Consider the following 25,465-nt stretch of genomic DNA (forward strand, 5'->3'; position numbering starts at 1 on the left):
ACGTGTCACCGATGCCGCCGATCAAGCACCCACAGCAGCGCCGCTGCGCCGGACGTGGCCGCCGCACAGAGGAACGCCGGACCCCGATGGTCGCCCCCGCCTGCCGGAGGGCGTTCCGCAGTCCGCGTGGTCCCGGCGGTGCCCGCAGGGGCGGCCGCGACGACGACGGTGACGAGCGCGGGCAGCGTGAGCGACACCCCCGCCCCGATCAGCAGCAGCCCGGTGGCGAGCACCGCGTACGGCGCGGTCGGGACCGCCGCGAGCAGCGCCGGGCCGGCGACGAGCAGCCCGAGCCCGGTGAGCACGGGCCCCCTGGGCGCGGACGGGGAGCCGGCCGACGCCACCCTCGTGCCGCTACCGCTGCGCGACCCGCCCCCGCCGCTCGCCCTGCGCGCCGTCCGGCGGTCCGCCGACGAGGACCGCGAACTGCGCGACGCGCTCTACGCACTCGCCTCCTGAACGGCCCGATCGCCCCCGATCACCGACCGTTCGACGCACGAGATCAGGCATCGGGGACGGACCGCACGTCATTCCGGTGACGACTCGCGGCTGACGGGAGCGACGCGCGTCACACAGGAGCACGATGGAGGTATCGCGCGGCACGGGCGAGTGCTTCGCGGACTCATCGCAGGCGCAGCGAAGGGGAGAAGATGAAGATCGCCGACATCCTCGCCACCAAGGGATCCACCGTCCACTCCGTGCTGCCCTGGCTGACCGTGGCGGAGGTCGTCGAACGCCTCGGCAGGCTCGAGATCGGCGCCGTGCTGGTCTGCGACGAGAACGGCGCGATGAAGGGCATCGTGTCCGAGCGGGACATCGTCCGCGCCCTGCGCCGCCACGGCGGCGCGCTGCTGTCGATGCCCGTCAGCGAGGTGATGACGAGCCACGTCCAGACCGCCGAGCCCGAGGAGACCGTCGCCCACGCGATGGCCCGGATGACCGCGGGCCGCTACCGGCACCTGCCCGTCCTCGACGACGGTCGCCTGGTCGGGATGGTCAGCATCGGCGACCTGGTCAAGCACCGGGTGCGCGAGATGGAGCTGGAGACCGGCGTCCTGCGCGACGCGCTCATCGCGCGCTACTGATCGCCACCCAGCAACCCCTCGGGGTGACCGGCGCCCACCCGACCGTGCCCCGGCAGCCGACCACGACCAGGTGGCCGGGGACCGCGGTCGCACGACGGAGACCGAGGAAAGCCCAGGTCAGCACGGCCGGGGCGGTGGTTCGCATTCCGGTACTGATGCGTGAGCCCGGCGAGGGGTTGCTTCGCAGTGGTGATCTGCACGGTTTTCCACCTCACCGATGCGGTGACGTGACGTCGTGGTTCGCCTACTCACCGTGACACCAGTCCGGCGTGTCGTTCACGCTGCGTATTACTTCGCGTGATCAACTGACCACGGTGAGCGCTGACCGGCCCACCGAAAGCGGCCGTGCCGCTCCCTGATCAAGGGAGCCGCGTGGGCGACTGATAGCTTTCCGTCACCGGTTGATCACATACCGCTACTCAGCCGGGCAGGTTGGTCACTCGAAGGAGAACCCGTGCATCGCAAGCCGAAGACCCCCGCCGTCACCGCCCGTCGCGCCATCGCCGTCGGTGCACTCGCGCTGCCCCTGACCGTCGCCGGGGCCGGGCTCGCACACGCCGGCGATCACCACAAGGGAGACCGCGGCTGCGACGACCACCTCGCGGTCCAGGACGGTGGCCTGGCCGACCTCGGCATCGACGTCGGCCCGCAGCTCAACCTCGGCGGAATCCTCAGCGACGGCCCGGTCGTCCAGCAGAACTCGCGCGTCGACGCGTCGAACGACGGCATCCAGCAGTTCGGCTGCGGCGACTTCGACGCGTTCCAGGCCGATGACCTCGTGGCCGCGACGCTCGGGGCCGACCCCCAGCTCAACATCGGCGGAATCCTGTCCGGTGGCCCGGTGCAGCAGGGCAACGTCGATCTCGACCGCTCCAACTCGGGGATCATCCAGGGCTGACGCCCCGGGCGGCGGCCCGGGCGCGGGCCGCCGCCCATCCACCGCGACCAGAAGGACCACACACCGTGTCATGCGCACGAGCCCTCGCGCGGGCGGCAGCGGTGGCCGGGCTCGCGGCCCTGCCCCTCGCGAGCGGCGCAGCCTGTGCGGCCGCGGCCGAGGAGACCCCGCAGGCAGCGCCCACGACCACCGACCACGAGGAGGTCGGCCCGCCCCAGCGGTTCACCGACCCACCGACCGACACCTTCCGGGCCGACGACCTCGTCGCAGCCGCACTCGCACCGACCGCGGCGAGCGCCGACGACACCACCGACGACCCCCGCGGCACGGGCCGCGACGACGCCACGATCACCGAGGAGCGGACCGCCGACCTCCGCACCCGACCAGCGGGCCCGCTGTCGCTGCTGGTCGCGGGGCTGGTCGGCCCGACCGGGTTGCTCGGCGGCGAAGGCCTGGTCGCCGAGCTGCTCGACGGGCCGCTCGTCGTCATCGAGGCGGAGGTCAGCCCCCAGGTCAACGTCGGCGGCGTGCTGTCGGGCGGCCCGGTCGCCCAGGCGTCGACCTCGGCGGGTTGACCCACCCCACCCGGGACGGGTGGGAGGCCTTCCCTCCTTTCCGACGAGCGGCGCGTTCGTCAGAAACCTCTGCGACAACCTCTGCGACCAACGCGCCGCTCGTCGGAACGGGCTGAGCCGCCCCCTACGACCGGTCGAACTCCCGCGCCCCCAGCGCCCGGACGATCCCCGCCCGTCCCTCCGAGACGAGCCGCCGCAGCGCCGGCGGGTGGGACTCGTCGGCCAGCCACGCGTCGGCGGCCTCGACCGTCGACTTGTCCACCGCCCACGACGGGAACAGGCCCACGACCACCTGCTGGGCGCGCTCGCTCGTGCGCCGCGACCACACCTCCGCCACCTCGGCGAAGTAGCGCTCCACGTAGCCGCCGAGGAGCCCTCGCTGCGCCGGGTGGGAGAAGCCGCTGATGATGGCCTCCTGCACGGCGTTGGGGATCTCGTCGTCGCGCACGGCGCGGGTCCAGGCCCGCTCCTTGGCCTCCGCCGTGGGGATCAGCGCGCGAGCGCGCTCGGCCTGCCGCCGGCCGGTGGAGGTGGGGTCGCGCTCCAGCTCGGCCTCGATCTCGGGCTCCCGGGCCAGCCCGTGCGCGACGAGCGCGTGCAGGAGCCGCCAGCGCAGGTCGGTGTCCACCGTCAGGCCGTCGGGGACGTCCACGCCGTCCAGCCAGCCGCGCATGCGCTCCAGCACGGGGGTGGAGAGCACGCTGCCGGTGAGCGCGTTGACGACCGCCAGCTGGGCGTCGGAGCCCGGGGGCGCGGTGTCCAGGCGGGACAGCAGGGCGTCGACGAGCAGCGTCCAGCCGCGCTCCGCGGCCCACTGCTCGTCGGCGTAGGAGGCGAGCGCGGTCTGCGCCTGCATGAGCAGCCGCTGCACCACGCCCACCTCGGTCTCGGCCCCGAACCCGCCCGCGACGAGCGCGACGAAGTCGCGGGCCTTCAGCTCGGCCTCGCGGGTCATCTCCCACGCGGCCGACCAGCACAGCGTGCGGGGCAGCGGCTCGGCGATGTCGCCGATGCGGTCGACGAGGGTGGCGAGCGAACCCGGGTCGAGGCGCAGCGCGCAGTAGGTGAGGTCGTCGTCGTTGACCAGCACGAGCTTCCCGCCCGGCACCCCGACGAGCTCGGGGACCTCGGTGCGCTCGCCGGAGACGTCGACCTCGACGCGGTGGGTGCGCACCAGCTTGCCGTCGCGGTCGTCGTACACGCCGACCGCGAGCCGGTGGGTGCGCAGCTCGCCCGCGCCGGGTCGCGCGCCGCCCTGCACGACCTCGAACCGGGTGAACCGGCCCTCGTCGTCCAGCTCGAACGACGGGCGCAGCAGGTTGAGGCCCGTGGTCTTCAGCCACTGGGCTCCCCAGTCGGACAGGTCGCGGCCCGAGGACTCCTCGAGCGCCGCGATCAGGTCGTCGAACGTGGCGTTGCCCCACGCGTGGCGCTGGAAGTAGGCGCGCAGCCCCGCGAGGAACGGCTCGAGCCCGACGTAGGCGACGAGCTGCTTGAGCACGGACGCGCCCTTGGCGTAGGTGATGCCGTCGAAGTTCACCTCGACGGCCTGCACGTCCGGGATGTCCGCGGCGACGGGGTGGGTGGAGGGCAGCTGGTCCTGCCGGTACGCCCACGACTTCTCCACGTTCGCGAACGTGGTCCACGCGTTGCGGTACTCGGTGGCCTCGGCCTGGCAGAGCACCGACGCCCAGGTGGCGAACGACTCGTTCAGCCACAGGTCGTCCCACCAGCGCATGGTCACGAGGTCGCCGAACCACATGTGCGCCATCTCGTGCAGCACGGTCTCGGCGCGGCGCTCGTAGAGGAACCGGGTGACGCGGGAGCGGAAGACGTAGTCCTCCAGGAACGTCACCGCGCCCGCGTTCTCCATGGCGCCCGCGTTGAACTCGGGCACGAAGAGCTGGTCGTACTTGCCGAACGGGTACCGCACGCCGAAGTGGCGGTGGTAGAAGTCGAAGCCCTGCTTGGTCACGGTGAACAGCCGCTCGGCGTCCATGTGCTCGGCGAGCGAGGCCCGGCAGTAGATGCCCAGCGGGATGCCGTCGTGCTCGTCGCGCCACTCGGCGTACGGGCCGGCGATCAGCGCCACCAGGTAGGTGGACATGACCTCGGTGGTGGCGAACCGGTGCACCCCGCCCTCGACGCTCTCCGCGACCGCATTCGAGATGACCTTCCAGCCCTCGGGGGCGGTGACCGTGAGGGTGTAGCGGGCCTTGAGGTCGGGCTGGTCGAAGCAGGCGAACATGCGCTTCGCGTCGGCCGTCTCGAACTGCGAGTAGAGGTAGACGGCCCCGTCGACCGGGTCGACGAACCGGTGCAGGCCCTCGCCGGTGTTCATGTACCGGCCGGTGCCCACCACGCGCACCTCGTTCTCGGCGGCGAGCCCGGGCAGCGCGATCCCGTCCTCCTCGCGGTAGCCGGACACGTCGAGCGGCACGCCGTTCAGCGTGGCCTCCGCCACCCCCGCGCCCACGAAGTCGATCCAGCTGTCGGCGCCGGGCTCGGTGCAGCGGAAGCGGACGGTCGTGGTGGTGGCGAACGTCGTGTCGCCGGGCTTTCCGGCGCCGTCGGTCAGGTCGAGCTCGACGGCGTAGTCGACGACCTCCAGCAGCGCAGCCCGGCGCTCGGCGTCGGTGCGGGTCAGGTTGGGAGGGGCCATTCGGACTCGGCACTCCTGGATCGGTGGGTGAGCTCGGACTGGCTGCCGATCCAACCACGTGCGTCCGCCGCGCGCCGTCGAGATCGGGCACGTCACGGAATGCCGGGTGCCCCGCCGCGGTTGGTGCTGAGGAGAGCGATCACCCGATCCGAGGAGCTGCCGTGACGAGTGCCGCACAGGCCGGTGCAGAGGGCAAGACCCGCGTCGACTTCTGGTTCGACCCGTTGTGCCCGTGGGCGTGGATCACCTCGCGCTGGATGCTCGAGGTCCGCGAGGTCCGCGACATCGAGCTCAACTGGCACGTCATGAGCCTCGCCGTGCTCAACGAGGGCCGCGACCTGCCCGAGCAGTACCGCGAGCTCATGGACCGCGCGTGGGGCCCGGTCCGGGTCGCGATCGCCGCCGCCCGCACCGAGGGCGAGAAGATCCTCGAGCCGCTCTACACCGCCCTCGGCACCCGCATCCACAACCAGGGCAACAAGGACTTCGACGTCGTGATCAAGGAGGCGCTCGCCGAGCTCGGCCTGCCCGCCTCCCTCGCCGAGGCCGCCGACAGCACCGAGTACGACGAGGAGCTGCGGGCGAGCCACCACCGCGGCATGGACCCGGTGGGGCTCGACGTCGGCACCCCCACCATCCACGTCGACGGGGTCGCGTTCTTCGGCCCCGTGCTCTCGCGCATCCCCCGCGGCGAGGAGGCGGGGCGCGTCTTCGACGGCGCCCGGCTGCTGGCCTCCTACCCGCACTTCTTCGAGCTGAAGCGCACCCGCACCGAGGACCCGGCGTTCGACTAGCGGACCTCAGCTCGCGCCGAGAGCCGCGGCGAGGGCGTCGCGCACCTCGTGCTCCTTCGGCGGCTCCTCGCCGCGCTCCTCCGCGAGCACGCGCAGGGACGTGATCGGGTCGGTCAGGCCGCACGAGACGAACTGGTCGAACACCGTCATGTCCGGGTCGACGTTCAGGGCGAAGCCGTGGCTGCTGACCCCGCCCCGGATCCGCAAGCCGATCGACGCGACCTTGCGGTGGTCCGGGGTCCACACGCCGACGAGGCTGGGGCCGCCGGGCGGGGTCTGCCTGCGGATCGCGGGGAAGCCGAGCGCGTCGAGGGCGGCGATGATGCCCTGCTCCATCCACCGGACGACGTCGGCGGGGCCGCGCTCGCGCACGTTGGCCACGAGGTAGCCGACGATCTGGCCCGGGCCGTGGTAGGTGGCCTGCCCGCCGCGGTCGACCCCGACCGTCCGCAGCCCGGACGCGGCCGGCGGGAGGTCGTCGGGTGAGGTGCGCGGCCCGTACGTGACGATCGGCGGGTGGGAGAGCAGGAACAGCCGGTCGCCCGCGGTGCCCGCCTGGCACTCCGCGACCCAGCCGCGCATCGCGTCGATCGCGGCGTCGTAGCCGACCTCACCCAGGTCGACCCGGGTGAGGTCGGGGAAGACCTCCCCCACTCAGCCGCGGAGCCCGAGGCCGCGCAGGAGCCGGCGCCAGCCGCTGTTGGCGGGCCGGTACTCGCGGCAGGCGTTGCGGCCGCACGCGCCGCAGTCGGAGCCGGGTCGGTAGTGCTCGTGGGCCTCCGGCCCGTGGCCGCACGTGCACGGGTTCGCCACCGTGCGCTGCGCGGGCGGCTGGGGCGGGTCGGCAGGGACCGGACGGGGCCCGCGCCGCTGCTCGGGGAGGATGCTCTCCAGGTCCGGGATGACCGGCATTCCCGTGGGTGGCGTCAGGACGGACGAGCCTGCGGTGCCCGGCCGGCGGCGACGCTGCCCGTTGCCGGCTGAATGTCCCGCGTCACCCATGTAGGTCCCTGCCCTTCGTCTGTCCGTGGCCCGAAGGGGGCCGTGGACGCACAGTATGCGACTCGGGCGACGGGGTCGACCATCCCCAACTTGGAGGCAAGCCCGGAGGTTGCGGTCGATCTGTCACCGGTCGCGTCCTGCGCCCGGGTGGGGTACCCGGCGACGAACGGTCGGGAAACCGGTGCTTCGCGCTCGACGAGCGGCTCAGTGCGTGCGCCGACGACCGCCCGCCTGGTCGGCGAGCATGCGCAGGCCGCTCAAGAGCCCGCCGAACAGGTCGCTCTCCTTGAACGAGGCGACCATGCTCATGACGGCGAGCTTGGCGCCGCGGTCGGGCAGCCGGGTGCGGGCCTCGGCGCCGCTCAGCACCTCGACGAACCGCTGCCCGGGGCTGACCGCCACGAGCACGGCCTCGTCGGAGCCCTCGAGCTGGTCGTGCAGCTCCGCCACGCGCGCGGACGGGTCGGGCCCCAGGTCGCCGATGTAGATGCTGAAGCGCAGGCCGGTCTCCCGGCTGGCGAGCGTGAGGGCCTCGTCGAGGCGGGCCATCTGGACCGGCGTGAACGGCTGGTCGGCCCGGGACGGCTCGCGGAACTCCTCGGCGCGGGAGATCCGGCCCGACGCGGTGACGACGGCACCCACCGGCAGGTCCTCGCTGCCGGGGTGGGCGACGGCGGTCCCGGTGCCACCGTGGTCGGTGGTGCTCCCCGGGTGCGACTCACCAGCTGCCACGTGCGCCTCCTCGCTCGGCGTGGGCACGCGCTCCCGCGCGGACGGGGCCGCGCTCGGCGTCGGATCCGTCGGTGTGGCCGGGCGGCGGCAGGTGCGCACCCTCCGGGTTGGCCGTCCACCACACCGGCTCGTGCGGCCACGGCTGCCCCACCCGGTAGCGGGGCCTGCGCGCCATCCGCGGTGCGATCACCAGCAACGCGATGCCCACGTACAACGCCACCGCGGGCACCGCGAAGTAGAGGATCGTCTCCCACACGCTCACGTGCGGAAACGATAGACGACCCCCCTTCGGCGGCCGCACCGGGCGGGCCGGCGCCGCCTCACAGCCGGTCGACCGCTCCGGATCCGAGCCGGTTGCGGGTGTCGAGCACCCGGTCGGCCCACCGCTCGAGCAGCGCCCAGTCGAGCGCGTCGTGGTCGGTGAGCACCACGACCACGTCGGCGCGCTCGACGTTCTCGGCCGTGAGCGGGACGAGCCGGACGAACGACGGCACGTGGTGCGGGTCGATCAGCGGGTCCACGGCGGTGAGCACCGCCCCGCGGTCGGCGAGCCGGCGCGCGACCTCGAGCGCGGGCGACTCGCGGGCGTCGCCCGAGTTGCGCTTGTAGGCGAGGCCGACGAGCAGGATCGAGCTGCCGTTGACCGACCGCTGCCTGCGGTTGAGGTGGTCGGCCACCCGCGAGACCACGTAGTCGGGCATGTGCTCGTTGATGTCGTTGGCGATGTCGATGAAGCGGAAGTTGCTCCCCACGGCGCGCCGCACCTGCCACTGCAGGTAGGAGGGGTCGATCGGCAGGCAGTGGCCGCCCACGCCCGGGCCGGGGGTGAACTTCATGAACCCGAACGGCTTGGTCGCCGCGGCGTCGAGGACCGACCAGACGTCGATCCCGAGGCCGTGGCAGTACATCGCGAGCTCGTTGACGAGCGCGATGTTGACGTGCCGGAACGTGTTCTCCAGCAGCTTGGCGAGCTCCGCCTCCCGGATCGCGCGGACCCGCACGACCTTCTCGACCAGCTCCTCGTAGAACCGGGCGACGGCCTCCAGCGACCGCTCGTCCACCCCGGACACGATCTTGGGCGTGTTCTGCAGCGTCCACGTGGGGTTGCCGGGGTCGATGCGCTCGGGGCTGTAGCCGACGCGGAAGTCCCGCCCGGCACGCAACCCGCTCCCCGCCTCCAGCAGCGGGACGAACAGGTCCTCGGTGGTGCCGGGGTAGGTGGTCGACTCCAGCACCACGCAGCAGCCCGGCCGCAGGCACCGACCGAGGTCGACCGCGGCCGCCTCGACGTGGCTGAGGTCCGGCACCCGGTCCCGCAGCGGGGTCGGCACCGACACGACCGCGACGTCGAACCCGGCGAGGTCCGCCGCGTCGGCGGTGGGGTGGTACCGGCCCGTGGCGAGCATCGCCTCGAGCTGCGCGTCGGTGACGTCGTCGATGAACGACTCGCCGCGCTGGAGCAGCTCCACGCGGCGCTTGTCGGTGTCGTAGCCGACCACGTCGTGGCCGACCTCGACCGCCCGCACCGCGAGCGGCAGCCCGACGTAGCCCTGCCCGATCACGACGGTTCGCGTCACGACCCCGCCCTCCGACCTGCTCCGACCTACATCGAGTCGCGGTACCAGGCGAACGTGCGGCGCACGCCCTCCTCCAGCGGCACCCGCGGCTCGAAGCCGGTGAGCGCGCGCAGCTTCGTGAGGTCCGGCGCCCGCCGCGCGACCGCGCCGGGCGGCGCCGGGAGCACCTGCAGCTCCGGCGCGAAGTCGGCCTCCCTGAGCACGAGCTTGGCGAGGTCGGCGATGATCGTCTCGGTGTCGGTGCCGATGTGGACGATCTCGCCGAAGGCCGCGTCGGTGCCCATCAGGCGGACGACGGCCTCGGTCGCGTCGTCGACGTAGCAGAACGCGCGCGCCTGGTCGGCGCCCCACACGCGGAACGGGTTCTCCCGGCGGATCGCCCGCGCGGACATCTCCCCGATGACGTGGTCGGTGCCCCCGCGCGGCCCGTAGACGTTGTGGAAGCGGCCGATCACGAACGGGAAGCCCTTCTCCCGCGCCGTGTGCACGACCGCGGCCTCGCCCCACATCTTGCTGATCGCGTAGGTCGACCGGGGTGCGGTGACGTCCTCGACCATCAGCGGGGCGGTCTCCGGTGTCGGGACGCCCACCACGCCGGCGTTGACGCCGCCCGCGTAGGTCTCGCTCGTCGAGGCGAAGAACAGCAGCGCGTCCGGCTCGATCCAGTCGAGCAGGTTCATCACGGCGACGGTGTTCACCCGCAGCACCCGCGCCGGGTCGTTCACCACGTTCCGCACGCCGAGGACGGCCACGAGCATGTAGACCTCGTCCCAGCCGTGCGGGAGCTCCTCGTAGGCCTCCCGGCGGGTGAGGTCGGCGTGGACGACCGGGACGTCGAGCCGGGCGAGCTCGACGTCGCGCCTGCCGCGGGAGAAGTCGTCGACGATCGTCACCGACCGCCCGGTCTCGAGCAGCCGGCGCGTGAGGTGGAGCCCGATGAAGCCGGCCCCGCCCAGGACGAGCGCCCTCATGCGACCACCCCGCTCGGTGGCACCCGCGCCGGGTCCGGGCGCTCGAAGCCGAGGGCGGCGTAGCGCACCCCGCACGCGGCCACCCGGTCGGCGTCGAGGACCCGCCACGAGTCGAACACGAACCGGGCCCGCGAGCCGGCGAGCGCGGCGGAGACGTCGATCGCCCGGTAGTCCGGGTGGTCGGTGACGATCAGGACGCCGTCGGCGGCCCGGAACCCCTCGGCGAGGTCGACGGGCTCGCCGCCGTGGGCGCGGATGACCTCGGCCCGCACCCGCGGGTCGTGGCCGAGCACCCTGATCCCGGCCGCGGTGAACACCGGCATCATGGCCGCGATCGGGGTACCGCGCATGTCGTCGGTGGGCGGCCAGCCCTTGTAGGCCCAGCCGAGGACGGCCAGCGTGCCGCCGCCCCCGCCCGGCATCAGGCGCACCACCCGCCGCGCGACGTGCCCGGGCAGGCTCTCGTTCAGCGCCCGGGCCGACTTGATCAGCTGCGGGGTGTAGCCGTACCGCTGCGCCCCGGCGAGCATGAGGTACGGATCCTTGGACAGGCATCCCCCGCCCACGTACCCGGGGCGGGCGAGGTCCGGGCGCGGGTAGTCGAGGTTCGTCGCCCTGATGACCTCGAGCGGGTCCAGCCCGAGCCGCTCGGTGAGCATCGCGATCTCGTTGCCGAACGAGTAGATGACGTCCGTGTGGCAGTTGTTCGCGAGCTTGACCAGCTCGGCCGTCTCGAGGCTCGACACCGGCACCAGCTGCCGCACCAGGCCGCGGAAGAGGTCCAGGCCGAGCTCGAGGCTCTCCTGGTCGATCCCGCCGATGACCTGCGGCAGCTCGACGAGCTCGCGGAGGGCCTGGCCCTGGATCGTGCGCTCGGGGGCCATGACGAGCCGCGCCGCGCCCCACGCCCGCTCGAGCGGCGGGAGGACGAACCGGCGGCTCGCCCCCACCGGGACGGTGCTGCGGACCACGACGAGCGTGCCGGGACGGCACCGCGCGGCGACGTGCTCGGCCGCCGCGACGAGGTTGTCGAGGTACGGCTCGTGCGTCGCCGGGTCGACGGGGGTGGACACGCAGATGACGACCGCGTCGACCCCGCCGTCGGGCAGCTGCGGACCCACGAAGATCCGCTGCCCGACGAGCTCGGCGAACGCCTCGCCGACACCGGGTTCGTAGATGTGCGGCTCCCCCCGCGACAGGCTGTCCACGACGTCGGGCTGCACGTCGACGCCGTGCACCTCGTAGCGGCCGGTGCGGGCCATGGCGGCGGCCAGCGTGAGGCCGACGTAGCCCATCCCGACGATCCCGACCTTCCAGCCGCGCGGCGCGGACGGCCGCCGGCCGTTCCCCGCGTCGCCGGTCACGAAGCGAACCCCACCCGCGAGACGGGCCGCACCGGCGGCAGCAGGATCGACCGGAACTCCTCGAAGGAGCGGTTCGCCTCGTCGTAGTCCTCGGGACGGCCGATGTCGAGCCAGTAGCCGTCGAACTCGTACGCGCGCGGTTTCTGGCCGCGGGCCAGCAGGTCCAGGACGAGGTCGTCGAAGCCGAACGGGACGTTGCGCGGGTAGCCCGCGAGCGTCTTCCGCGACATCGCGTAGACGCCCATGCTGACGCGGTAGTGCAGCGTGGGCTTCTCCTGGAACCGCACGATCTGGCTGCCGTCGGTCTCCAGGGTGCCGAAATCGATCTTCACGTTGCGCTGGTACGTGGCCACGGTGAGCGGCGCGCGCGAATCGATGTGGTGCTGCAGCAGCTCGGCGTAGTTGAGGTCGGTGAGCACGTCCCCGTTCATCACGATGAAGTGCTCCGGGAGCCGGTCCAGGAAGTTCAGGATCGGCCCGATGGTGTAGAGCGGCCGGTCCTCCTCGGAGTAGTCGACCTCGAGGCCCCACCGCGACCCGTCACCCACGAACGCGCGGATCAGCGAGCCGAGGTGCCCGATCGCCAGCGTGATGCGGGTGAATCCCTGAACGCGCAACTGCTGCAGGATGATGTCGAGAACTGCGTACTTCTCGCCGATCGGCACCAGCGGCTTTGGAAAGGCGGTGGTGTAAGGCCTGAGCCGGACCCCCCGGCCGCCGGCAAGAATCGCAACATGCATGGTGCTTCTTCCCCTCACGTGCACCTCGTTGGGCAGCGTTCGTGGTAACGACCCGTGCCCGTGCGGATACCCACGGGCACTTGCGCGATCACGACCCCGCTCGTCAGCGGCTGTCGTGCCCCCCGACTCTCGACGGCCCCCCGGCGCGCGATGGACGAGTTCGGTGAAGGTGCAAGAGCGAAGCCATCGTTCCCCCGTTCTGCTGGCTGTCCCTCTTCTTGAACGCCATATCGTGCACCCTCCGCACCCTGTTTCCGAAACGCGGGGCCGTTCACCCGTTCGCCGGGCCGGTCGAGGGATGTCCGCCGGGCGTGCGAACGCAGGCCGACCACGTGCCGAAACGCGGCCGAAAATGACCTTGTAATCCGGATCACAGCACCGAATGCCGACGCTTTGGACCACACGGTCGGCCGAGCCCGGTCCGCCCCGCCGTCGCCCCGATGGGCTCGTTCGGGAGGGGTGGGGCCATTCGGGTGGCAACGGACGAGGTACGCCGAATGCAGCAGGGAGCTGGGCGGGTTCGCGGAATGAGCGGGCGAGGATCCTCAGTGAAATCTCAGCGGGCCGCTCGGATCGCCTCGCGCAGCGCCGACACGACCCTCTCGACGTCCCCGGGCTCCAACGCCGGGTGCAGGGGCAGCGTCAACTGGCGCGCGCTGAACCGCTCCGTGTTCGGCAGGGAAACGGCTCCGTGGGCGCGGCGGTAGTACTCGAACTGGTGGATGGCCGGGAAGTGCACGCTGGTTTGCACGCCCGCCGCGCGCATCTCGGCCATCACCCGCGGACGGTCGCAGCCGTCCGGCAGCAGCACCGGCATGATGTGGGCCGCCGTCCGGTGCCCCGGCGCGAACGGCACGACGACCTCGGGGACCTCCCGGCCCAGCTCGGCGCGGTAGCGGTCCGCGAGCTCGCGGCGCGTCCGGTTCCAGCCCGGCAGCCGTTCGACCTGCACGAGCCCGAGCGCCCCGCGCAGCTCGTCCATCCGGAAGTTGTGGCCGCAGGCGACCACGTCGTAGCCGACCGCGCGGCCCCGGGTGCGGTCGAGCGTGTTGGCCGTCATGCCGTGGGAGCGCAGCAGCCGCGCGCGCTGCCGCCGCTCCGGGTCACCGATCACGACCATCCCGCCCTCGGCGGTGGTCATGTTCTTGTTCGTGAAGAAGCTGAAGGCCGCCGCGTCGCTCGTGGCGCCCGGGCCCGCGAGGCCCGCGGCGTGCGCGGCGTCCTCGAACAGCAGCAGCCCGTGCTCGCCGGCGAGCGCGCGCCACGCGGCGACGTCCATCTCGTAGCCGCCGTAGTGCATGATCATGATCGCCCGGGTGCGCCCGGTGATGCGCCGCCGGGCGTCCTCGATCGACATGTGCGGCCGGTCGGGGCCCTCGACGTCGACGAACACCGGCGTGGCGCCCGCGTGGACGACGACGGACGCGGTCGCCACGAAGCTCATCGACGGGACCAGGACCTCCGCGCCCGGCCCGACGTCGAACGCCGCGAGGCAGAGCTGCAGCGCCGCGGTGCCGGAGCTCACGGCCACCGCCTCGTCGACCCCGTGCAGCTCGGCGAAGGCCTGCTCGAACCTGCGCACGCGGTCGCCCATCGTGAGCCACCGGTCGTCGATGACCTCGGCCAGCGCGCGCTTCTCGGCCTCCCCCAGCACCGGGGCCGCGAGCTCGATGACCTGTGGTTCCGCCTTCGTCACGTTCCCACCCCCACCTGAGGCCTCCACCGTGCCACGAAGTGGTGTCGGGAAGCGCGGTCGTGCGCTTTACTTCCGGGCTGGAGCGAGCGCAGGCCCGAGGAGGGGACATGGCGCCACGCAGCAGCACGGTCCTGATGCTCCACGACGTGCTTCCCGACGACCGCCCGCTCGACCAGAGCGGCTTCACCGGCCCGGGACCCGATCGCTACAAGATCCGGCGGCGGCTGTTCGAGGCGATGGCCGAGCGGGCCCGCGCGACGGGTACGGTCCTCACGTTCGACGACGGCGGCCGCAGCGCCCTCGACGTGGTGGCACCGGTGCTCGCCGAGCACGGCCTGCGCGGCGAGTTCTTCATCGCCACGGCCCGGCTGGGCACGCCCGGGTTCCTCGACCGCGCCGGCGTGGCCGAGCTCGCCGCGGCGGGGCACGTCGTCGGCTCCCACTCCCACACCCACCCCGAGCTGATGACGCGGCTGTCGGAGGAGGAGATCCTCGACGAGTGGCGCACGAGCGTCGAGGTGCTCGAGGACGTCACCGGCAAGCCGGTCGACCACGCCTCCGTCCCGAACGGCTTCACGAACCGGGCCGTGCTGGCGGCGGCGTACCGGGCCGGGATCCGCACGCTGTACACGTCGACGCCCACCCGGCGCAGGCGCACCTACGCGACCATGGACGTCGTCGGGCGGTTCGCGGTGCTGGCGGTGGACGCGCCGGGTGCCTGCGTCGCACTCGCCTCCGGCGCCCCTGCGCCGCGGCTCAAGCAGCAGGCCAGGTGGAACGCGCTGGCGGTGTCGAAGCGGCTGCTCGGCCCGCGGTACCCGGCCGTGCGGTCGAAGGTCCTCGGGATGATCGGTGGGAGATCCGCGTGACGGCCCGGCTGGACACCCCGGTCGGCTCGATCACCGCCCCGCCGGGCACGCCGACGGTCTCGCTCGTGATCCCCGTCCGCGACGAGGAGCGGTTCGTCGAGGCCTGCCTGGAGTCCGTGCTCGCGCAGGACTACCCCGCCGACCGGCTCGAGATCGTCCTCGTCGACGGCCGGTCGACCGACCGGACGCGGGAGCTCGCGGCCGCGGTGCTCGCCGACCGCATCGCCGAGGGCAGGGCGCAGATCGTGGACAACCCGCTCGGCATCGCCCCCACCGCGATGAACCTCGGCATCGAGGCCTCGACCGGGGAGGTGGTCGTGCGCGCCGACGGCCACACCGCGCTCCCGCCCGACTACGTGAGCCGATCGGTCCGGGTGCTGCAGGAGACCGGCGCCCAGTGCGTCGGGGGCGCGATCCGCACGCTCGGCACGGGGCCGGTCGGGCGGGCCATCGCCGCGGCGCAGAGCTCGCGCTTCGGGGTCGGTGGCGTCGCGTTCCGCACGGGCCGGCCCACCGCGGGTCCGGTCGACACCGTGCCGTTCGGGGCGTGGCCGCGCGAGGTCTTCTCCCGGATCGGCGGGTTCGACCCGGAGCTCGTGCGCAACCAGGACGACGAGCTGAACTTCCGGCTCCTGCAGGCAGGCGGGACAGTCTGGTACGACCCGGGGATCCGCACCGACTACTTCGCGACGCCCTCGCTGCGCCGCTTCTGGCGTCAGTACCACCAGTACGGCGAGTACAAGATCAGGGTGGCGCAGAAGCGCGGCGGGTTCGCCTCCCCCCGCCACGTCGTGCCCGCGGCGTTCGTCGTGGCGACCGCGGCGTCGCTGCTCGTCGCCGTCGCCCGCCGCGACCCGCGCTGGGCGCTCGCCGTGCTCGGGCCCTACGCCGTGGCCAACGGCGCGGCCAGCGTCGCGGTGGCCCGGCGGACGGGGGCCGATCCCACGCGCGTCGCCGCCGCGTTCGCGGTGCTGCACACGAGCTACGGCACCGGCTTCCTCAAGGGGCTGTGGCGCTGGCGGCGGCGCGACCGGCGCCGGTAGCGCCCCCGTCGCCGCGGCCCGGCGGCCAGCCCCTGGGCGCGAGCGCGCAGAGGACGATCAGCGCGAAGAACCCGTGCGTGAGGATCGCGGTCAGGATCGCCGACTCGGCGAGCGCGATCGCGGGCACCACGAACACCATGCACGCGAACGGCGCGGACAGGCCGCGAGCGGCGTCGTCGACCGCCCACAGCAGCAGGACGAGCACGACCGTGGCGGCGAGCATCCCGGCGTAGCCGAAGTTCGCGTACCCGTCGGCGAGCCAGTTGCCGTTGGCGTGGGTCTCCGGGTCGCCGAAGAACAGCCTCCCGACGAGGTCCGGCGGCTCCTCCAGGTAGGGGTGTTCGACGAACGGCGACAGCACGGAGTGGGCGAGCTGGGCCTTCGGGGCGTCGTCGAACACCTGCACGTACCCGGCCGTGGTCAGCCCCGGCAGCACCAGCGTGCGCCGGATGAACAGCGAGGTCAGGTCGTTGGACGCGAGCAGCCGGTCGAGAGCCAGCACGAGGATCGACGCGACCGAGGCGGCCAGCAGCACGACGGTGCCGATCCGACGGCGCGCGCGCAGGAACGCGTACGCCCCGACCAGGGCGATCGGCGCGAGGGCCGCGGTCTTGTTGCCCTGCTCGGCGTACAGGTACAGCTCGCCGAGGACGCCCGCGCCGATCCACCACCAGCCGCGGGTGAGCAGGCCGCGCACGATCAGGAGCGGGTTGACGATCTTGTCGAGCAGCGGCACGACGTAGCCGAGGGCGGGTAGCGCCGACTCCTCCTCCCGGAACTCGCCGCGCACGTCGTAGACGTCGTTGAACGACGGCAGGTCGAAGTTCACCCCGATGGCGAGCAGCACGTAGCCGTTCAGCACGACGAAGAGCACCGCGACGAGCCGCCACCACGTCCGCGACCGCAGCGGCGCGAGCGGGACGACACCGCGCAGCAGCCCGCGGGTCCCGAGCACCACCACCGCGAGGAAGCACCCGCCGACCCACAGGGCGAGCTCCAACGCCGCCGGTTTGCTCAGGGCGGGCGCGTACTGCGGCACGACGAGGCTCGGCAGCACCGCGATGAGGAAGAGCGCCCACACGATCACGTGCGACGGTCGCGAAACCCGCCGCGGGAGCAGCAGGGCGATCGCGACGACGAGGGCGATCGCCACCGCGTAGCCGAACGGGTCCGGGCTGCGGTAGCCGAACTGCAGATAGGTGAAGTACGGCGCGATGTCGTTGACGTAGGCGTGGTGGAGGACCGCCACGTAGGCGAGGACGGCCGCGACCACGACCGGTGCCCGCGCCAGCACCGGTCGCCTGGCCGGAGCCACGGCCGTCGGCGGCACGGCGTCGACAGTAGCCAACGGCCGCGGAATCCCGCACGATGTCGTGCGCAAGGGCCCGTCGGCCGCCGCCGACGGCGCGCAGCCACCGGGACACCCGGGTCGTGGGGGAGCAACCTCAGGTGAACGACATCGCAGTCGCCCGGCCGAGGATCCGACACCTGACCTCGGTGCACCGCGTCGAGGACACGCGGATCCTGCACCGCGAGTGCGCGAGCCTGGTCCGCGCGGGCCACGACGTCGCGCTGATCGCCGGCCGGCCGCCGCAGGAGCCGGTGGCCGGGGTGCGGGTGGTCGGGGTGGGGCTGCCCCGCAACCGCATCGACCGGGCCTTCCGCGTGGCGTGGCGGGTGTTCCGAGCCGCCCGGCGCGAGCGCGCCGACATCTGCCACTTCCACGACCCCGAGCTGATCTGGGTCGGGCTGCTGCTCAAGGTCCTGGGCTGCCGCGTGGTCTACGACGTCCACGAGGACGTCCCGCTGCAGATCATGAACAAGTGGTGGATCCCGCGATACGTCCGGCGGTTCCTCTCCCTCGGCGCGGCCGTGGCCGAGTGGATCGCGGGGCGGGTCCTCGACGCGATCGTCGCCGCGACCCCGACGATCGCCGAGAAGTTCCCGGCGGCGAAGACGGTGGTGGTCCAGAACTTCCCGGAATCGGAGATCGCGCGGCGGCCGGACCCGGTGCCGGTGGAGGAGCGCCGGTACGCGTTCGCCTACGTGGGCGGCCTCAAGGCCGTGCAGGGGGCGCGGGAGATCCCGGAGGTCGCGGCGGCGCTGCCCGAGGGCAGCCGGGCGGTGGTCGCGGGTTGGTTCGACGACGAGGCCGTGGAGCGGGACGCGCGGGCGAGCGAGGGCTGGCCGCGGGTGGACTTCCTCGGCGGTGTCTCGCACGAGCGCGCGATCGCGGCGATCCGCGACTCGGTGTGCGGGCTCGTCATCGACCACCCCATCAGCAACTACCTCGACTCGTACTCGACGAAGATGTTCGAGTACATGGCGTGCGCCGTGCCGGTGGTCTGCTCGAACTTCCCGCTGTGGGCCCGGCTCGTCGGAGACGCCGACTGCGGGATCGCGGTCGACCCGCTGGATCCCCGGGCCGCGGCCGCCGCCATCGAGAAACTGCTGCGGGATCCGGACGAAGCGCGCCGGCTGGGCGCCAACGGCCGACGCGCGATCCTCGAGCGCTACAACTGGGAGAACGAGTTCGCGAAGCTCGACGCGCTCTACCCGCGGCTGGGGCAACCGCACGTGCGCAAGACCTGAGAAATCCCTGAGAACGCGGGCGACTCCACGTGCACGGAGCGTCCCGGGCGAGTAACGGTAGGGCCTCGGGGGCGACGACCCTATGGGGAGTCGTGAGCTTTGCCAGCAGATCCCGGGCACCGCCGCCCGGGAAACGGGGGTGGCGTGTGACACCGCGGGAGTGGCTGGACGTCCTCGGCGCTCGATGGCGGTCCGTGCTGGCCGGGCTCCTGCTGGGCCTCCTCGTCGGCGTCGTGGTGAGCCTGCTCCTGCCCCCGACGTACCGGGCCTCGACCACGATCTTCGTGTCCGCCCGTTCCCCCGGCGGGGACGTGGCCGCGGCGGCGGAGGGCGGTGAGCTGTCCGCCCAGCGGATGGCCACCTACCTCGAAGTGCTGCGCAGCCACCGGCTCGCCACCCAGGTCGCGGAGCGCCACGGCGGCGGCCTCACCCCGGACGAGGTCCTGGACAAGATCGACGCGAGCACCACGCCGGACACCCTGCTGCTGACCGCGACCGTGGCGGACAGCTCGCCGCAGCGGGCCGCCGACCTGGCCAACCTGCTCGCCGAACAGTTCAACACCACCGTCGCCGCCTTGGAACAGCCCGACCCGCAGGCCCCACCGGTGGTCACCGCCCGGACCTTCGAGCCCGCGGTCGTCCCCACCTCGCCGAGCGGACCGCGGCCGCTGCTGGTCATCGGCATCTGCCTGGGCCTCGGGCTCCTCGCCGGGATCGCCCTCGCGCTCGCGCGCCACGCGCTCGACCGCTCGATCACGTCCCGCGACCAGGCGCGCCGGTCCGTCGACGCCCCGGTGCTGGGGCTCATCACCGACGACCGCGACGTCCAGGCGCACCGGCTCGTCTTCCGCGACCGCCCCCGGGGCCGGGTGGCCGAGGAGTTCCGGCGGCTGCGCGCCAACCTGCAGGCCGTCGCCGGGCCGGACGCCCACCGGACCGTCCTCGTCACGGGCACCGGGCCCGAGGAGGGCACGACCACCACGGCGTGCAACCTCGCCCTCGCGCTCGCCGACGCGGGCGAGCGGGTGTTGGTGGTCGAGGCCGACTTCCGCCGCCCCCGCGCCGCGGACCTGTTCGGGGTCGACCGCACGGTCGGGTTGGCGAACGTGCTCGCCGGGCGGCTGGGCTGGCCCACCGCCGTGCACCGCTGGCAGGACACCCTCGACGTCCTGCCGAGCGGCCCGCCGCCGCCGAACCCCAGCGAGCTGCTCGCCCAGCCGGTCATGGACCGGCTCCTCGCCGACGTCCGCGCCCGGTACGACGTCGTGATCATCGACTCCCCACCCGTCGGGGCCGTCTCGGACGCCTCCGTGCTGGCACCGCGCGTGGACGGGGTCGTGCTGGTGCTGCGCTCGGGGAAGACCACGACCGCGGCGGCCGAGGACGCGGCGACCGCCCTCGAGACGGTGTCCGCGCGGCTGCTCGGCACCGTGCTGACGATGACCCGCGGCCGCGCCGGCGTCGCCGACGACGACTACCTCGCCACCGGTGCGGGCACCGGGTACGCCGTCGGGCCGTGGTCGGTGGCCCCCTCCACGACGCCACCCGCCACCCCGGCACCGACCGCCCCGCCACGGGCGCAGCCACCACCCGCTCCCGAGCCCTCGCCACCCCCGCCGGTGCGGGAGGAGCACCCGACTGAGGCCGTGCTCGCCACCGGCGCGCGGCGCCCCTCGCCGCGGCCGCGGCCGCGCCCGGAGGGAGGTGACGGTTCCGGTGCCCGCTGAGCCGGTGCGGGTGGTGTTCATCGGGGGCCTCGACGACGGCCGCCGCGCCGTGCAGGTCCTGCTCGGGCACCCGCGGGTCGACCTGGTCGCCGCGTTCGTCCTCGCCGACTCCGAGGCGCCGCGGGTCTCCGGCTTCCGCACGTTCGACGACCTGGTGGCGCCCGAGCGACTGCGCAAGATCCGGCGCATCGGGGACCACGCCGACGAGATCCACGGGCTCGCGCCGGACGTGATCTTCGTCGTCGGCTTCTCGCAGGTGATCCCGCCGACGATCCTCGGCGTCCCACCACGCGGGGTCATCGGGTTCCACTCGGCGGTGCTGCCGGGCCGCCGCGGCTGCTCGCCGCTAATCTGGGCCATCGTCGACGGGCTCACCGAGACCGGCGTCTCGATGTTCTACATGGACGAGGGGATCGACACCGGCGACGTCATCGGCGTCGAGCGGTTCCCGATCGCCCCGGACGACGACGCCGCGGACGTGCTGCGCAAGGCCGACGACGCCACCATCCACCTGCTCGAGCGGCACCTCGACGGAGTTCTCGACGGCACGGCCCCGCGCGCGCCACAGCCCGCGGGCTCGGGCACCTACACCCGCAAGCGCACCCCCGCCGACGGCGAGATCGACTGGTCGAAGCCCGCGCACGAGGTCGTCAACCTGATCCGGGCGCTCGCCCCGCCCTACCCGGTCGCGCACACCTACGCGGGCGACGGCGTGCCGGTGCTGATCGAGAAGGCGCGCGCCGCCCCCGAGCTGCGGCTGCCCCCGCCGCGCTACCTGCAGAACGACCCGATGCGCCAGCGCGTGCTCTGCGTCGTCGCCCACCCCGACGACGAGACGCTCGGCGTGGGCGGCACCCTCGCCCTGCACGCCGAGGCCGGCAGCGAGGTCACCGTCGTGATCATGTCGGAGGGCGAGGAGGAGAAGCTCGACCACACCCCCCGCTGCGACACCCGCCGCGAGTGCGCCCTGGCCGCGGCGAGGGAGCTCGGCGTCCGGACGGTGGAGTTCCACGACTTCCCCGATCAGCGGCTGGACTCGGTGCCGTTCATCGAGCTGATCAAGGTGGTCGAGGCGGCCATCGAGACCCACCGCCCGACCGTCCTCTACACCCACCACGGCGGCGACGCGAACACCGACCACCAGGTGGTCTTCAAGGCCGTCTACGCGGCGAGCAGGCCGATGACGCCGCTCGGGTCGACGGTGAGCCGCCTGCTCACGTTCGAGACGCCGTCGTCGACCGACCAGGCGCCGCAGGTCGGGGACTACGTCTTCAACCCCACGACGTACGTCGACGTGGAGGCCGTGTGGGATCGCAAGGTCAAGGCGCTCCAGTGCTACCCCACCGAGATGATCGGCGGGCGGCACCCCCGCAGCTTCGAGTACGTCGAGGCGCTGGCGCGGGTGCGCGGCGGGCACTCCGGCTACCTGCTCGCCGAGGCGTTCGTGCCGGTGCGGGAACGGCTAGCGCGCCCCGTCGCCGCCCGGCGCGGCTGAGCCCTCGCGGCCGAGCCTGCCGCGGGCGCCGGCCGCGGCCCGCACGAGGCGGGTGACGCCGGTACGGGCGGCGAGCAGCGGCTGGACGTGCGGGCGCGTCCGCGAGACGAAGAAGTACGGCACCTGGCGGGCGCCGAACGCGCGGTTGAACCGCTCGATCGGCTCGATCATCGACCCGAGGAAGTCGAACCGCCGCGGCGTCCCGGCGTCCCTGCGGATCGCCTCCCACATGACGAGGCTGTTGGCGCCGCTCGAGCGCAGCTGCGGGTCGGCGCCCCCGAACAGCAGGTAGGTCGTCGACGCGTCGTGCACGAAGAACCAGGCCGCGTGGACGCGGTCCTCGGCGTCGACCGCGGCGAGGATCGTGCGGGCCCCGCGCTGCGCGCACGCGCGGTCGAGCCGGTGCGCCAGCGTGTCGTCGAAGGAGACGTCCAGCCCCTGCCGGGCGAAGACCTTCCGGTTGATCTCCAGGACGGTGTCGACGCCCATGTCGGTGCGCACCGCCATCTGCTTGCCCGCGCGGCGGACGTGGTTGCGGATGTTCGAGCGCAGCCCCGTCCACAGCCGGTCGGGGTCGCTCACGTCGTCGAGGCGGTAGGTGTAGCGCACGGTGGCCTCGAACCCGGCCCAGTGGAACGGCAGCCAGTTGGTGACGGCGGGCGCGAAGGCCCCGCGGTAGGCGTCGAACCGCGGCAGCTTCGCGATCAGCTCGGCCATCACCTCGTGCTCGGTCGCGAGCCGGGTCTCGTACTTGCCGTCCCCGGGGTCGACCCACGGGCCGACGAACCGGGTGAGCGGGGGCTGGGTGAGCACGGTGACGCCCAGCCGGCGGCGGCGGACCCAGGCGAGCCGGGCGACGATCCGGCCCTGCCGTTCGACGAGCGTCTCCCCCCACTGCCCGGGTGCCACCGCCTCCAGCCACCAGCGCTGCTCGAACGGGGTGTGCGCCCAGGGGATGTCGTCGGTGGCGCGCACCTCGGTGTCCGTCGCCATGAACCACCCCCGCGACCGTGCAGCGCACCTCCCCCAACCGCCGAAGCGGCGGGGCTCGTCGCCCCATCGTGGCACGATGCGGGCGGGATCCGTCGGCGCCGCGGCGTCGCCCACCCGGCCGGCCGAGGGAGGTGGGAGCGATGCGCCTGAGCGGTCCCCTGCGCGGGGTCGCGAGCATCGTGGGCGGCAGCGTCGTGGGGCAGGCCGTCGTGATCCTCACCTACCCGTTGATCACCCGGCTCTACGACCCGGCCGACTTCGGGCTGTTCAGCGTGTTCGCCTCCGTCGTGAGCATGGTCGCCGTCGCGAGCACCGCATCGCTGGAGGCGGCGGTCCCGCTCCCCCGCGAGGACCGGGACGCCGCGGCCGTGGCGTGGGCGGCGCTCGCGTTCGTCGCCGCGACCGGCCTCGCGACCGCACTGGTCGGCGTGGTGGCGGCGGAGCCGCTGGCGGCGCTGCTCGGCGCGCCCCGGCTCGCCGGGTACTGGTGGCTGGTCGTGCTCACCGTGCTCGCGTTCGGCACGTACCTCGTCCTGTCGGAGTGGATGGTCCGCGACCGCAGCTACGGCGCGCTGGGCCGCCGCAACCTCCTGCAGGGGCTCGGGCAGGTGGGCACCCAGCTCGGGCTCGGGGCGGCGGGCGTGCGGCCCGTCGGGCTCCTGCTCGGCCTCGGCGTCGGCCGGGTCGCCGCGCTCGGCGGCCTGCTGTCGCGGAGAGGGCTGCTGCGCCAGCCGCGGCCGAGCGCGGCGGCGGTCGGGGCCGCGGTCAGCCGCTACCGCCGGTTCCCGCTCATCGCCATGCCGTCCGCCCTCGTCAACTCGGCGGGGCTCGAGGTGCCGCTGCTGCTGGTCGCCGCGCTGTACGGCGACGTGCGGGCCGGGTTCCTCGGCCTCACCGTGCGGGTGGTGTCCGGGCCGTTCAGCGTGATCGGCCAGGCCGTCAACCAGGTCTTCGCAGGCGAGTCGAGCGCGGTGGTCCGCAACCCGAACGGCACCCTCGGCCGGATCGTCCGGACCTCGGTGCGCAGGCTCGTGCTCGTGGGGGCTGTCCCGGCCGCCGTCCTGCTCGCGGCGGGGCCCGCGCTCTTCGGCGTCGTGTTCGGGCAGGAGTGGACCGAGGCCGGCGAGTACGCGCGCCTGCTGGCGCTCGCCTACCTCGGCCAGCTCGCCGTCGTACCGGTCTCCGCGACGCTCTTCCTGCTCGAGCGCCAGCACGAGGAGCTGGCCTGGGTGGTGCTGCGGCTGCTGCTCACCGCGGGCGGCCCTCTGCTGTGCGGCATCGCCGGCGCCCCCGTGACCGCGGCGATCGCGGCGCTGTCGGCCGGGCACGTGCTGTCCTACGTGGCGCTGTACGTGCTGTGCGTGCGCGCGGCCGACGACGCGGACCGGCGGTACCGCGCGCGCCGTTCTTGATCTCACCGCGAACGAACGCCGCGCCGATAGCATGGTCATGCACGCAGGCGTGCGCCGGGATCCCCGAGCGCTGCAGGTAGCCATCCCGGCAGGACGGAGTCGGATGAGGTACCGGCACATCGTCACCGCGACCCTGGTCATGGCGGCCCTGGGCATGTCGGTCGTGGTCGCCTGCACCCAGGACGCGTCGGCACCCTCGCAGCGCCGGTCCCCGAACAGCGTCTTCCCGGCGCCCGTCCCGACGCCCACCCTCGACGCCGCCGCGCTCGTCGTCGCGCCCGACGGCGACGACTCCGCCGGCGGCACGGCCGCCGCGCCGCTGCGCACGATCGACGCGGCCGCCGAGCGCGCCCAGCCCGGCGACACGATCCTCGTCCGCGCCGGCACCTACGAAGGCGACGTCCACACCGCGGCCAGCGGCACCGAGACCGCGCGCATCACGTACGTCGCGGAGTCGCCCGAGACCCGCATCGTCGGCACCGGGAGGGACGACGGGGCGTGGGAGAACGTCGGCGAGTACGTCGACATCATCGGGTTCGACATCTCCGGGCCCAACGAGGACGGGCTCTACAACCAGGGGTCGAACGTCCGGCTGATCCGGAACCGGGTGCACGGCATCGCGGGCAACTGCATCTACGTGCAGAACCCCGACTACTCCGTCACCGAGGTGGACGTGCTCAGCAACGTCACCTTCGACTGCGGCGAGGACAAGCTCGACCACGGCATCTACGTCACGCACCGGGGCGGCCGCGTGGCCAACAACATCTCCTACGGCAACGCCGGGTACGGCATCCAGTGCTGGCACGCCTGCAACTCGATCGCGATCGTGAACAACCTCGTGTTCTCCAACCCGGAGGGCGGGATCGTCATCGGCGCCGACGACGACGATTTCGAGACCGGCAACTCGCTCGTCGCCAACAACATCGTGGTCGCCAACGGCCGGTCGGGGATCCGGGAGACCGGGGAGTCGGGCGACAACAACCGGTTCCTGAACAACCTGCTGTGGAACAACGAGCGCGACGCCATCGCGCTCAACGGCGGCGACGAGCAGGGCACGATCGTCGCCGACCCGCAGTTCGTCGACTTCAGGCCGGACGGATCGGGCGACTACCGGCTCGCGCCCACCAGCCCGGCCGTGGACAGCGGCGACCCGGAGGTGGCGCTCCAGTTCGCCTTCGACCGATCGCCGCGGCCGCTGTCCTCCGGCCTCGACGTCGGGCCGTACGAGCAGTAGGCGG

The 25,465-nt window shown here is 73.2% G+C and carries 25 protein-coding genes; 12 read left to right on the forward strand and 13 right to left on the reverse strand.

The window, feature by feature from the left end:
- Positions 1 to 5 precede the first annotated feature (5 nt).
- A complete protein-coding gene (locus VKZ81_RS27975) occupies positions 6 to 305 on the reverse strand; it encodes a hypothetical protein (RefSeq protein ID WP_324244702.1) in 300 nt (99 codons plus the stop codon).
- On the opposite strand from VKZ81_RS27975, the gene VKZ81_RS27980 reads away from it, so the two are divergent.
- From VKZ81_RS27980 to VKZ81_RS27995, 4 genes are all read left to right on the forward strand, one after another.
- The gene (locus VKZ81_RS27980; RefSeq protein ID WP_324244703.1) at positions 298 to 459 is read left to right on the forward strand and encodes a hypothetical protein; all 162 of its coding nucleotides are present in this window, start codon (positions 298 to 300) and stop codon (positions 457 to 459) included. The two genes, VKZ81_RS27975 and VKZ81_RS27980, sit on opposite strands and share 8 nt — an antisense overlap.
- A gap of 191 nt (positions 460 to 650) precedes the next feature.
- On the forward strand, positions 651 to 1,085 hold the full coding sequence (locus VKZ81_RS27985; protein ID WP_324244704.1) for a CBS domain-containing protein: 435 nt from the start codon (positions 651 to 653) through the stop codon (positions 1,083 to 1,085).
- Between the two features lie 454 nt (positions 1,086 to 1,539).
- Positions 1,540 to 1,983, forward strand: coding sequence for a hypothetical protein (locus VKZ81_RS27990; protein ID WP_324244705.1), 444 nt, complete (start codon positions 1,540 to 1,542; stop codon positions 1,981 to 1,983).
- A gap of 65 nt (positions 1,984 to 2,048) precedes the next feature.
- Positions 2,049 to 2,558, forward strand: coding sequence for a hypothetical protein (locus tag VKZ81_RS27995; RefSeq protein WP_324244706.1), 510 nt, complete (start codon positions 2,049 to 2,051; stop codon positions 2,556 to 2,558).
- A 124-nt stretch (positions 2,559 to 2,682) separates the two neighbouring features.
- On the opposite strand, the gene pepN is transcribed toward VKZ81_RS27995, so the two are convergent.
- Complete coding sequence (gene pepN, locus VKZ81_RS28000; RefSeq protein WP_324244707.1) at positions 2,683 to 5,220, reverse strand: aminopeptidase N; 2,538 nt, start codon at positions 5,218 to 5,220, stop codon at positions 2,683 to 2,685.
- A 161-nt stretch (positions 5,221 to 5,381) separates the two neighbouring features.
- On the opposite strand from pepN, the gene VKZ81_RS28005 reads away from it, so the two are divergent.
- The gene (locus VKZ81_RS28005) at positions 5,382 to 6,014 is read left to right on the forward strand and encodes a mycothiol-dependent nitroreductase Rv2466c family protein (protein WP_324244708.1); all 633 of its coding nucleotides are present in this window, start codon (positions 5,382 to 5,384) and stop codon (positions 6,012 to 6,014) included.
- 6 nt (positions 6,015 to 6,020) lie between these two features.
- On the opposite strand, the gene lipB is transcribed toward VKZ81_RS28005, so the two are convergent.
- The 9 genes from lipB to VKZ81_RS28050 all read right to left on the reverse strand — a co-directional run bounded on the left by lipB (position 6,021) and on the right by VKZ81_RS28050 (position 14,096).
- Positions 6,021 to 6,668, reverse strand: coding sequence for a lipoyl(octanoyl) transferase LipB (gene lipB, locus VKZ81_RS28010; RefSeq protein WP_324244709.1), 648 nt, complete (start codon positions 6,666 to 6,668; stop codon positions 6,021 to 6,023).
- Positions 6,669 to 6,926 carry a hypothetical protein gene (locus tag VKZ81_RS28015; RefSeq protein ID WP_324244710.1) on the reverse strand — a complete coding sequence of 86 codons (258 nt, stop codon included), beginning with the start codon at positions 6,924 to 6,926 and terminating at the stop codon, positions 6,669 to 6,671. It abuts the gene before it with no gap.
- 294 nt (positions 6,927 to 7,220) lie between these two features.
- The gene (locus tag VKZ81_RS28020) at positions 7,221 to 7,748 is read right to left on the reverse strand and encodes a DUF5130 family protein (protein WP_414709492.1); all 528 of its coding nucleotides are present in this window, start codon (positions 7,746 to 7,748) and stop codon (positions 7,221 to 7,223) included.
- Entirely contained in the window at positions 7,735 to 8,010 is a 276-nt protein-coding gene (gene ctaJ, locus VKZ81_RS28025; RefSeq protein ID WP_324244711.1) for an aa3-type cytochrome oxidase subunit CtaJ, read from the reverse strand. The genes VKZ81_RS28020 and ctaJ overlap by 14 nt, the downstream gene beginning before the upstream one ends.
- A gap of 58 nt (positions 8,011 to 8,068) precedes the next feature.
- Positions 8,069 to 9,325 (reverse strand): nucleotide sugar dehydrogenase, encoded by a 1,257-nt coding sequence (locus VKZ81_RS28030; protein ID WP_324244712.1) that lies wholly within the window; start codon positions 9,323 to 9,325, stop codon positions 8,069 to 8,071.
- Between the two features lie 26 nt (positions 9,326 to 9,351).
- Complete coding sequence (locus tag VKZ81_RS28035) at positions 9,352 to 10,296, reverse strand: NAD-dependent epimerase/dehydratase family protein (RefSeq protein WP_324244713.1); 945 nt, start codon at positions 10,294 to 10,296, stop codon at positions 9,352 to 9,354.
- Complete coding sequence (locus VKZ81_RS28040; protein WP_324244714.1) at positions 10,293 to 11,660, reverse strand: nucleotide sugar dehydrogenase; 1,368 nt, start codon at positions 11,658 to 11,660, stop codon at positions 10,293 to 10,295. The genes VKZ81_RS28035 and VKZ81_RS28040 overlap by 4 nt, the downstream gene beginning before the upstream one ends.
- Complete coding sequence (locus VKZ81_RS28045; RefSeq protein ID WP_324244715.1) at positions 11,657 to 12,400, reverse strand: nucleotidyltransferase family protein; 744 nt, start codon at positions 12,398 to 12,400, stop codon at positions 11,657 to 11,659. Before VKZ81_RS28045 ends, VKZ81_RS28040 begins: the two co-directional genes overlap by 4 nt.
- Before the next feature lie 556 nt (positions 12,401 to 12,956).
- Positions 12,957 to 14,096 carry a DegT/DnrJ/EryC1/StrS family aminotransferase gene (locus tag VKZ81_RS28050; RefSeq protein WP_324244716.1) on the reverse strand — a complete coding sequence of 380 codons (1,140 nt, stop codon included), beginning with the start codon at positions 14,094 to 14,096 and terminating at the stop codon, positions 12,957 to 12,959.
- 107 nt (positions 14,097 to 14,203) lie between these two features.
- Here VKZ81_RS28050 and VKZ81_RS28055 point away from each other — a divergent pair, with 107 nt between their 5' ends.
- Positions 14,204 to 14,965 carry a polysaccharide deacetylase family protein gene (locus VKZ81_RS28055; RefSeq protein WP_324244717.1) on the forward strand — a complete coding sequence of 254 codons (762 nt, stop codon included), beginning with the start codon at positions 14,204 to 14,206 and terminating at the stop codon, positions 14,963 to 14,965.
- Positions 14,962 to 16,008, forward strand: coding sequence for a glycosyltransferase family 2 protein (locus tag VKZ81_RS28060; protein ID WP_324244718.1), 1,047 nt, complete (start codon positions 14,962 to 14,964; stop codon positions 16,006 to 16,008). Before VKZ81_RS28055 ends, VKZ81_RS28060 begins: the two co-directional genes overlap by 4 nt.
- Here the strand turns inward: VKZ81_RS28060 and VKZ81_RS28065 are convergent.
- On the reverse strand, positions 15,965 to 17,338 hold the full coding sequence (locus VKZ81_RS28065) for a hypothetical protein (protein WP_324244719.1): 1,374 nt from the start codon (positions 17,336 to 17,338) through the stop codon (positions 15,965 to 15,967). The genes VKZ81_RS28060 and VKZ81_RS28065 overlap by 44 nt on opposite strands.
- A 119-nt stretch (positions 17,339 to 17,457) precedes the next feature.
- Here VKZ81_RS28065 and VKZ81_RS28070 point away from each other — a divergent pair, with 119 nt between their 5' ends.
- From VKZ81_RS28070 to VKZ81_RS28080, 3 genes are all read left to right on the forward strand, one after another.
- Positions 17,458 to 18,600 (forward strand): glycosyltransferase family 4 protein, encoded by a 1,143-nt coding sequence (locus tag VKZ81_RS28070; RefSeq protein ID WP_324244720.1) that lies wholly within the window; start codon positions 17,458 to 17,460, stop codon positions 18,598 to 18,600.
- 146 nt (positions 18,601 to 18,746) lie between these two features.
- Entirely contained in the window at positions 18,747 to 20,327 is a 1,581-nt protein-coding gene (locus VKZ81_RS28075; RefSeq protein WP_324244721.1) for a tyrosine-protein kinase domain-containing protein, read from the forward strand.
- Positions 20,317 to 21,822: a PIG-L family deacetylase gene (locus tag VKZ81_RS28080; RefSeq protein ID WP_324244722.1), complete on the forward strand. Its 1,506-nt coding sequence runs from the start codon at positions 20,317 to 20,319 to the stop codon at positions 21,820 to 21,822. Before VKZ81_RS28075 ends, VKZ81_RS28080 begins: the two co-directional genes overlap by 11 nt.
- Here VKZ81_RS28080 and VKZ81_RS28085 read toward each other — a convergent pair.
- Positions 21,790 to 22,815, reverse strand: a complete 1,026-nt coding sequence (locus VKZ81_RS28085; protein ID WP_324244723.1) for a GNAT family N-acetyltransferase — start codon at positions 22,813 to 22,815, stop codon at positions 21,790 to 21,792. The two genes, VKZ81_RS28080 and VKZ81_RS28085, sit on opposite strands and share 33 nt — an antisense overlap.
- A gap of 140 nt (positions 22,816 to 22,955) precedes the next feature.
- Here VKZ81_RS28085 and VKZ81_RS28090 point away from each other — a divergent pair, with 140 nt between their 5' ends.
- On the forward strand, positions 22,956 to 24,227 hold the full coding sequence (locus tag VKZ81_RS28090) for a lipopolysaccharide biosynthesis protein (protein ID WP_324244724.1): 1,272 nt from the start codon (positions 22,956 to 22,958) through the stop codon (positions 24,225 to 24,227).
- A 103-nt stretch (positions 24,228 to 24,330) separates the two neighbouring features.
- Positions 24,331 to 25,461 carry a right-handed parallel beta-helix repeat-containing protein gene (locus VKZ81_RS28095; RefSeq protein WP_324244725.1) on the forward strand — a complete coding sequence of 377 codons (1,131 nt, stop codon included), beginning with the start codon at positions 24,331 to 24,333 and terminating at the stop codon, positions 25,459 to 25,461.
- Positions 25,462 to 25,465: the final 4 nt, after the last annotated feature.

This window comes from Pseudonocardia sp. (assembly GCF_035305885.1).
In the GTDB taxonomy this organism is placed as follows: domain Bacteria; phylum Actinomycetota; class Actinomycetes; order Mycobacteriales; family Pseudonocardiaceae; genus Pseudonocardia.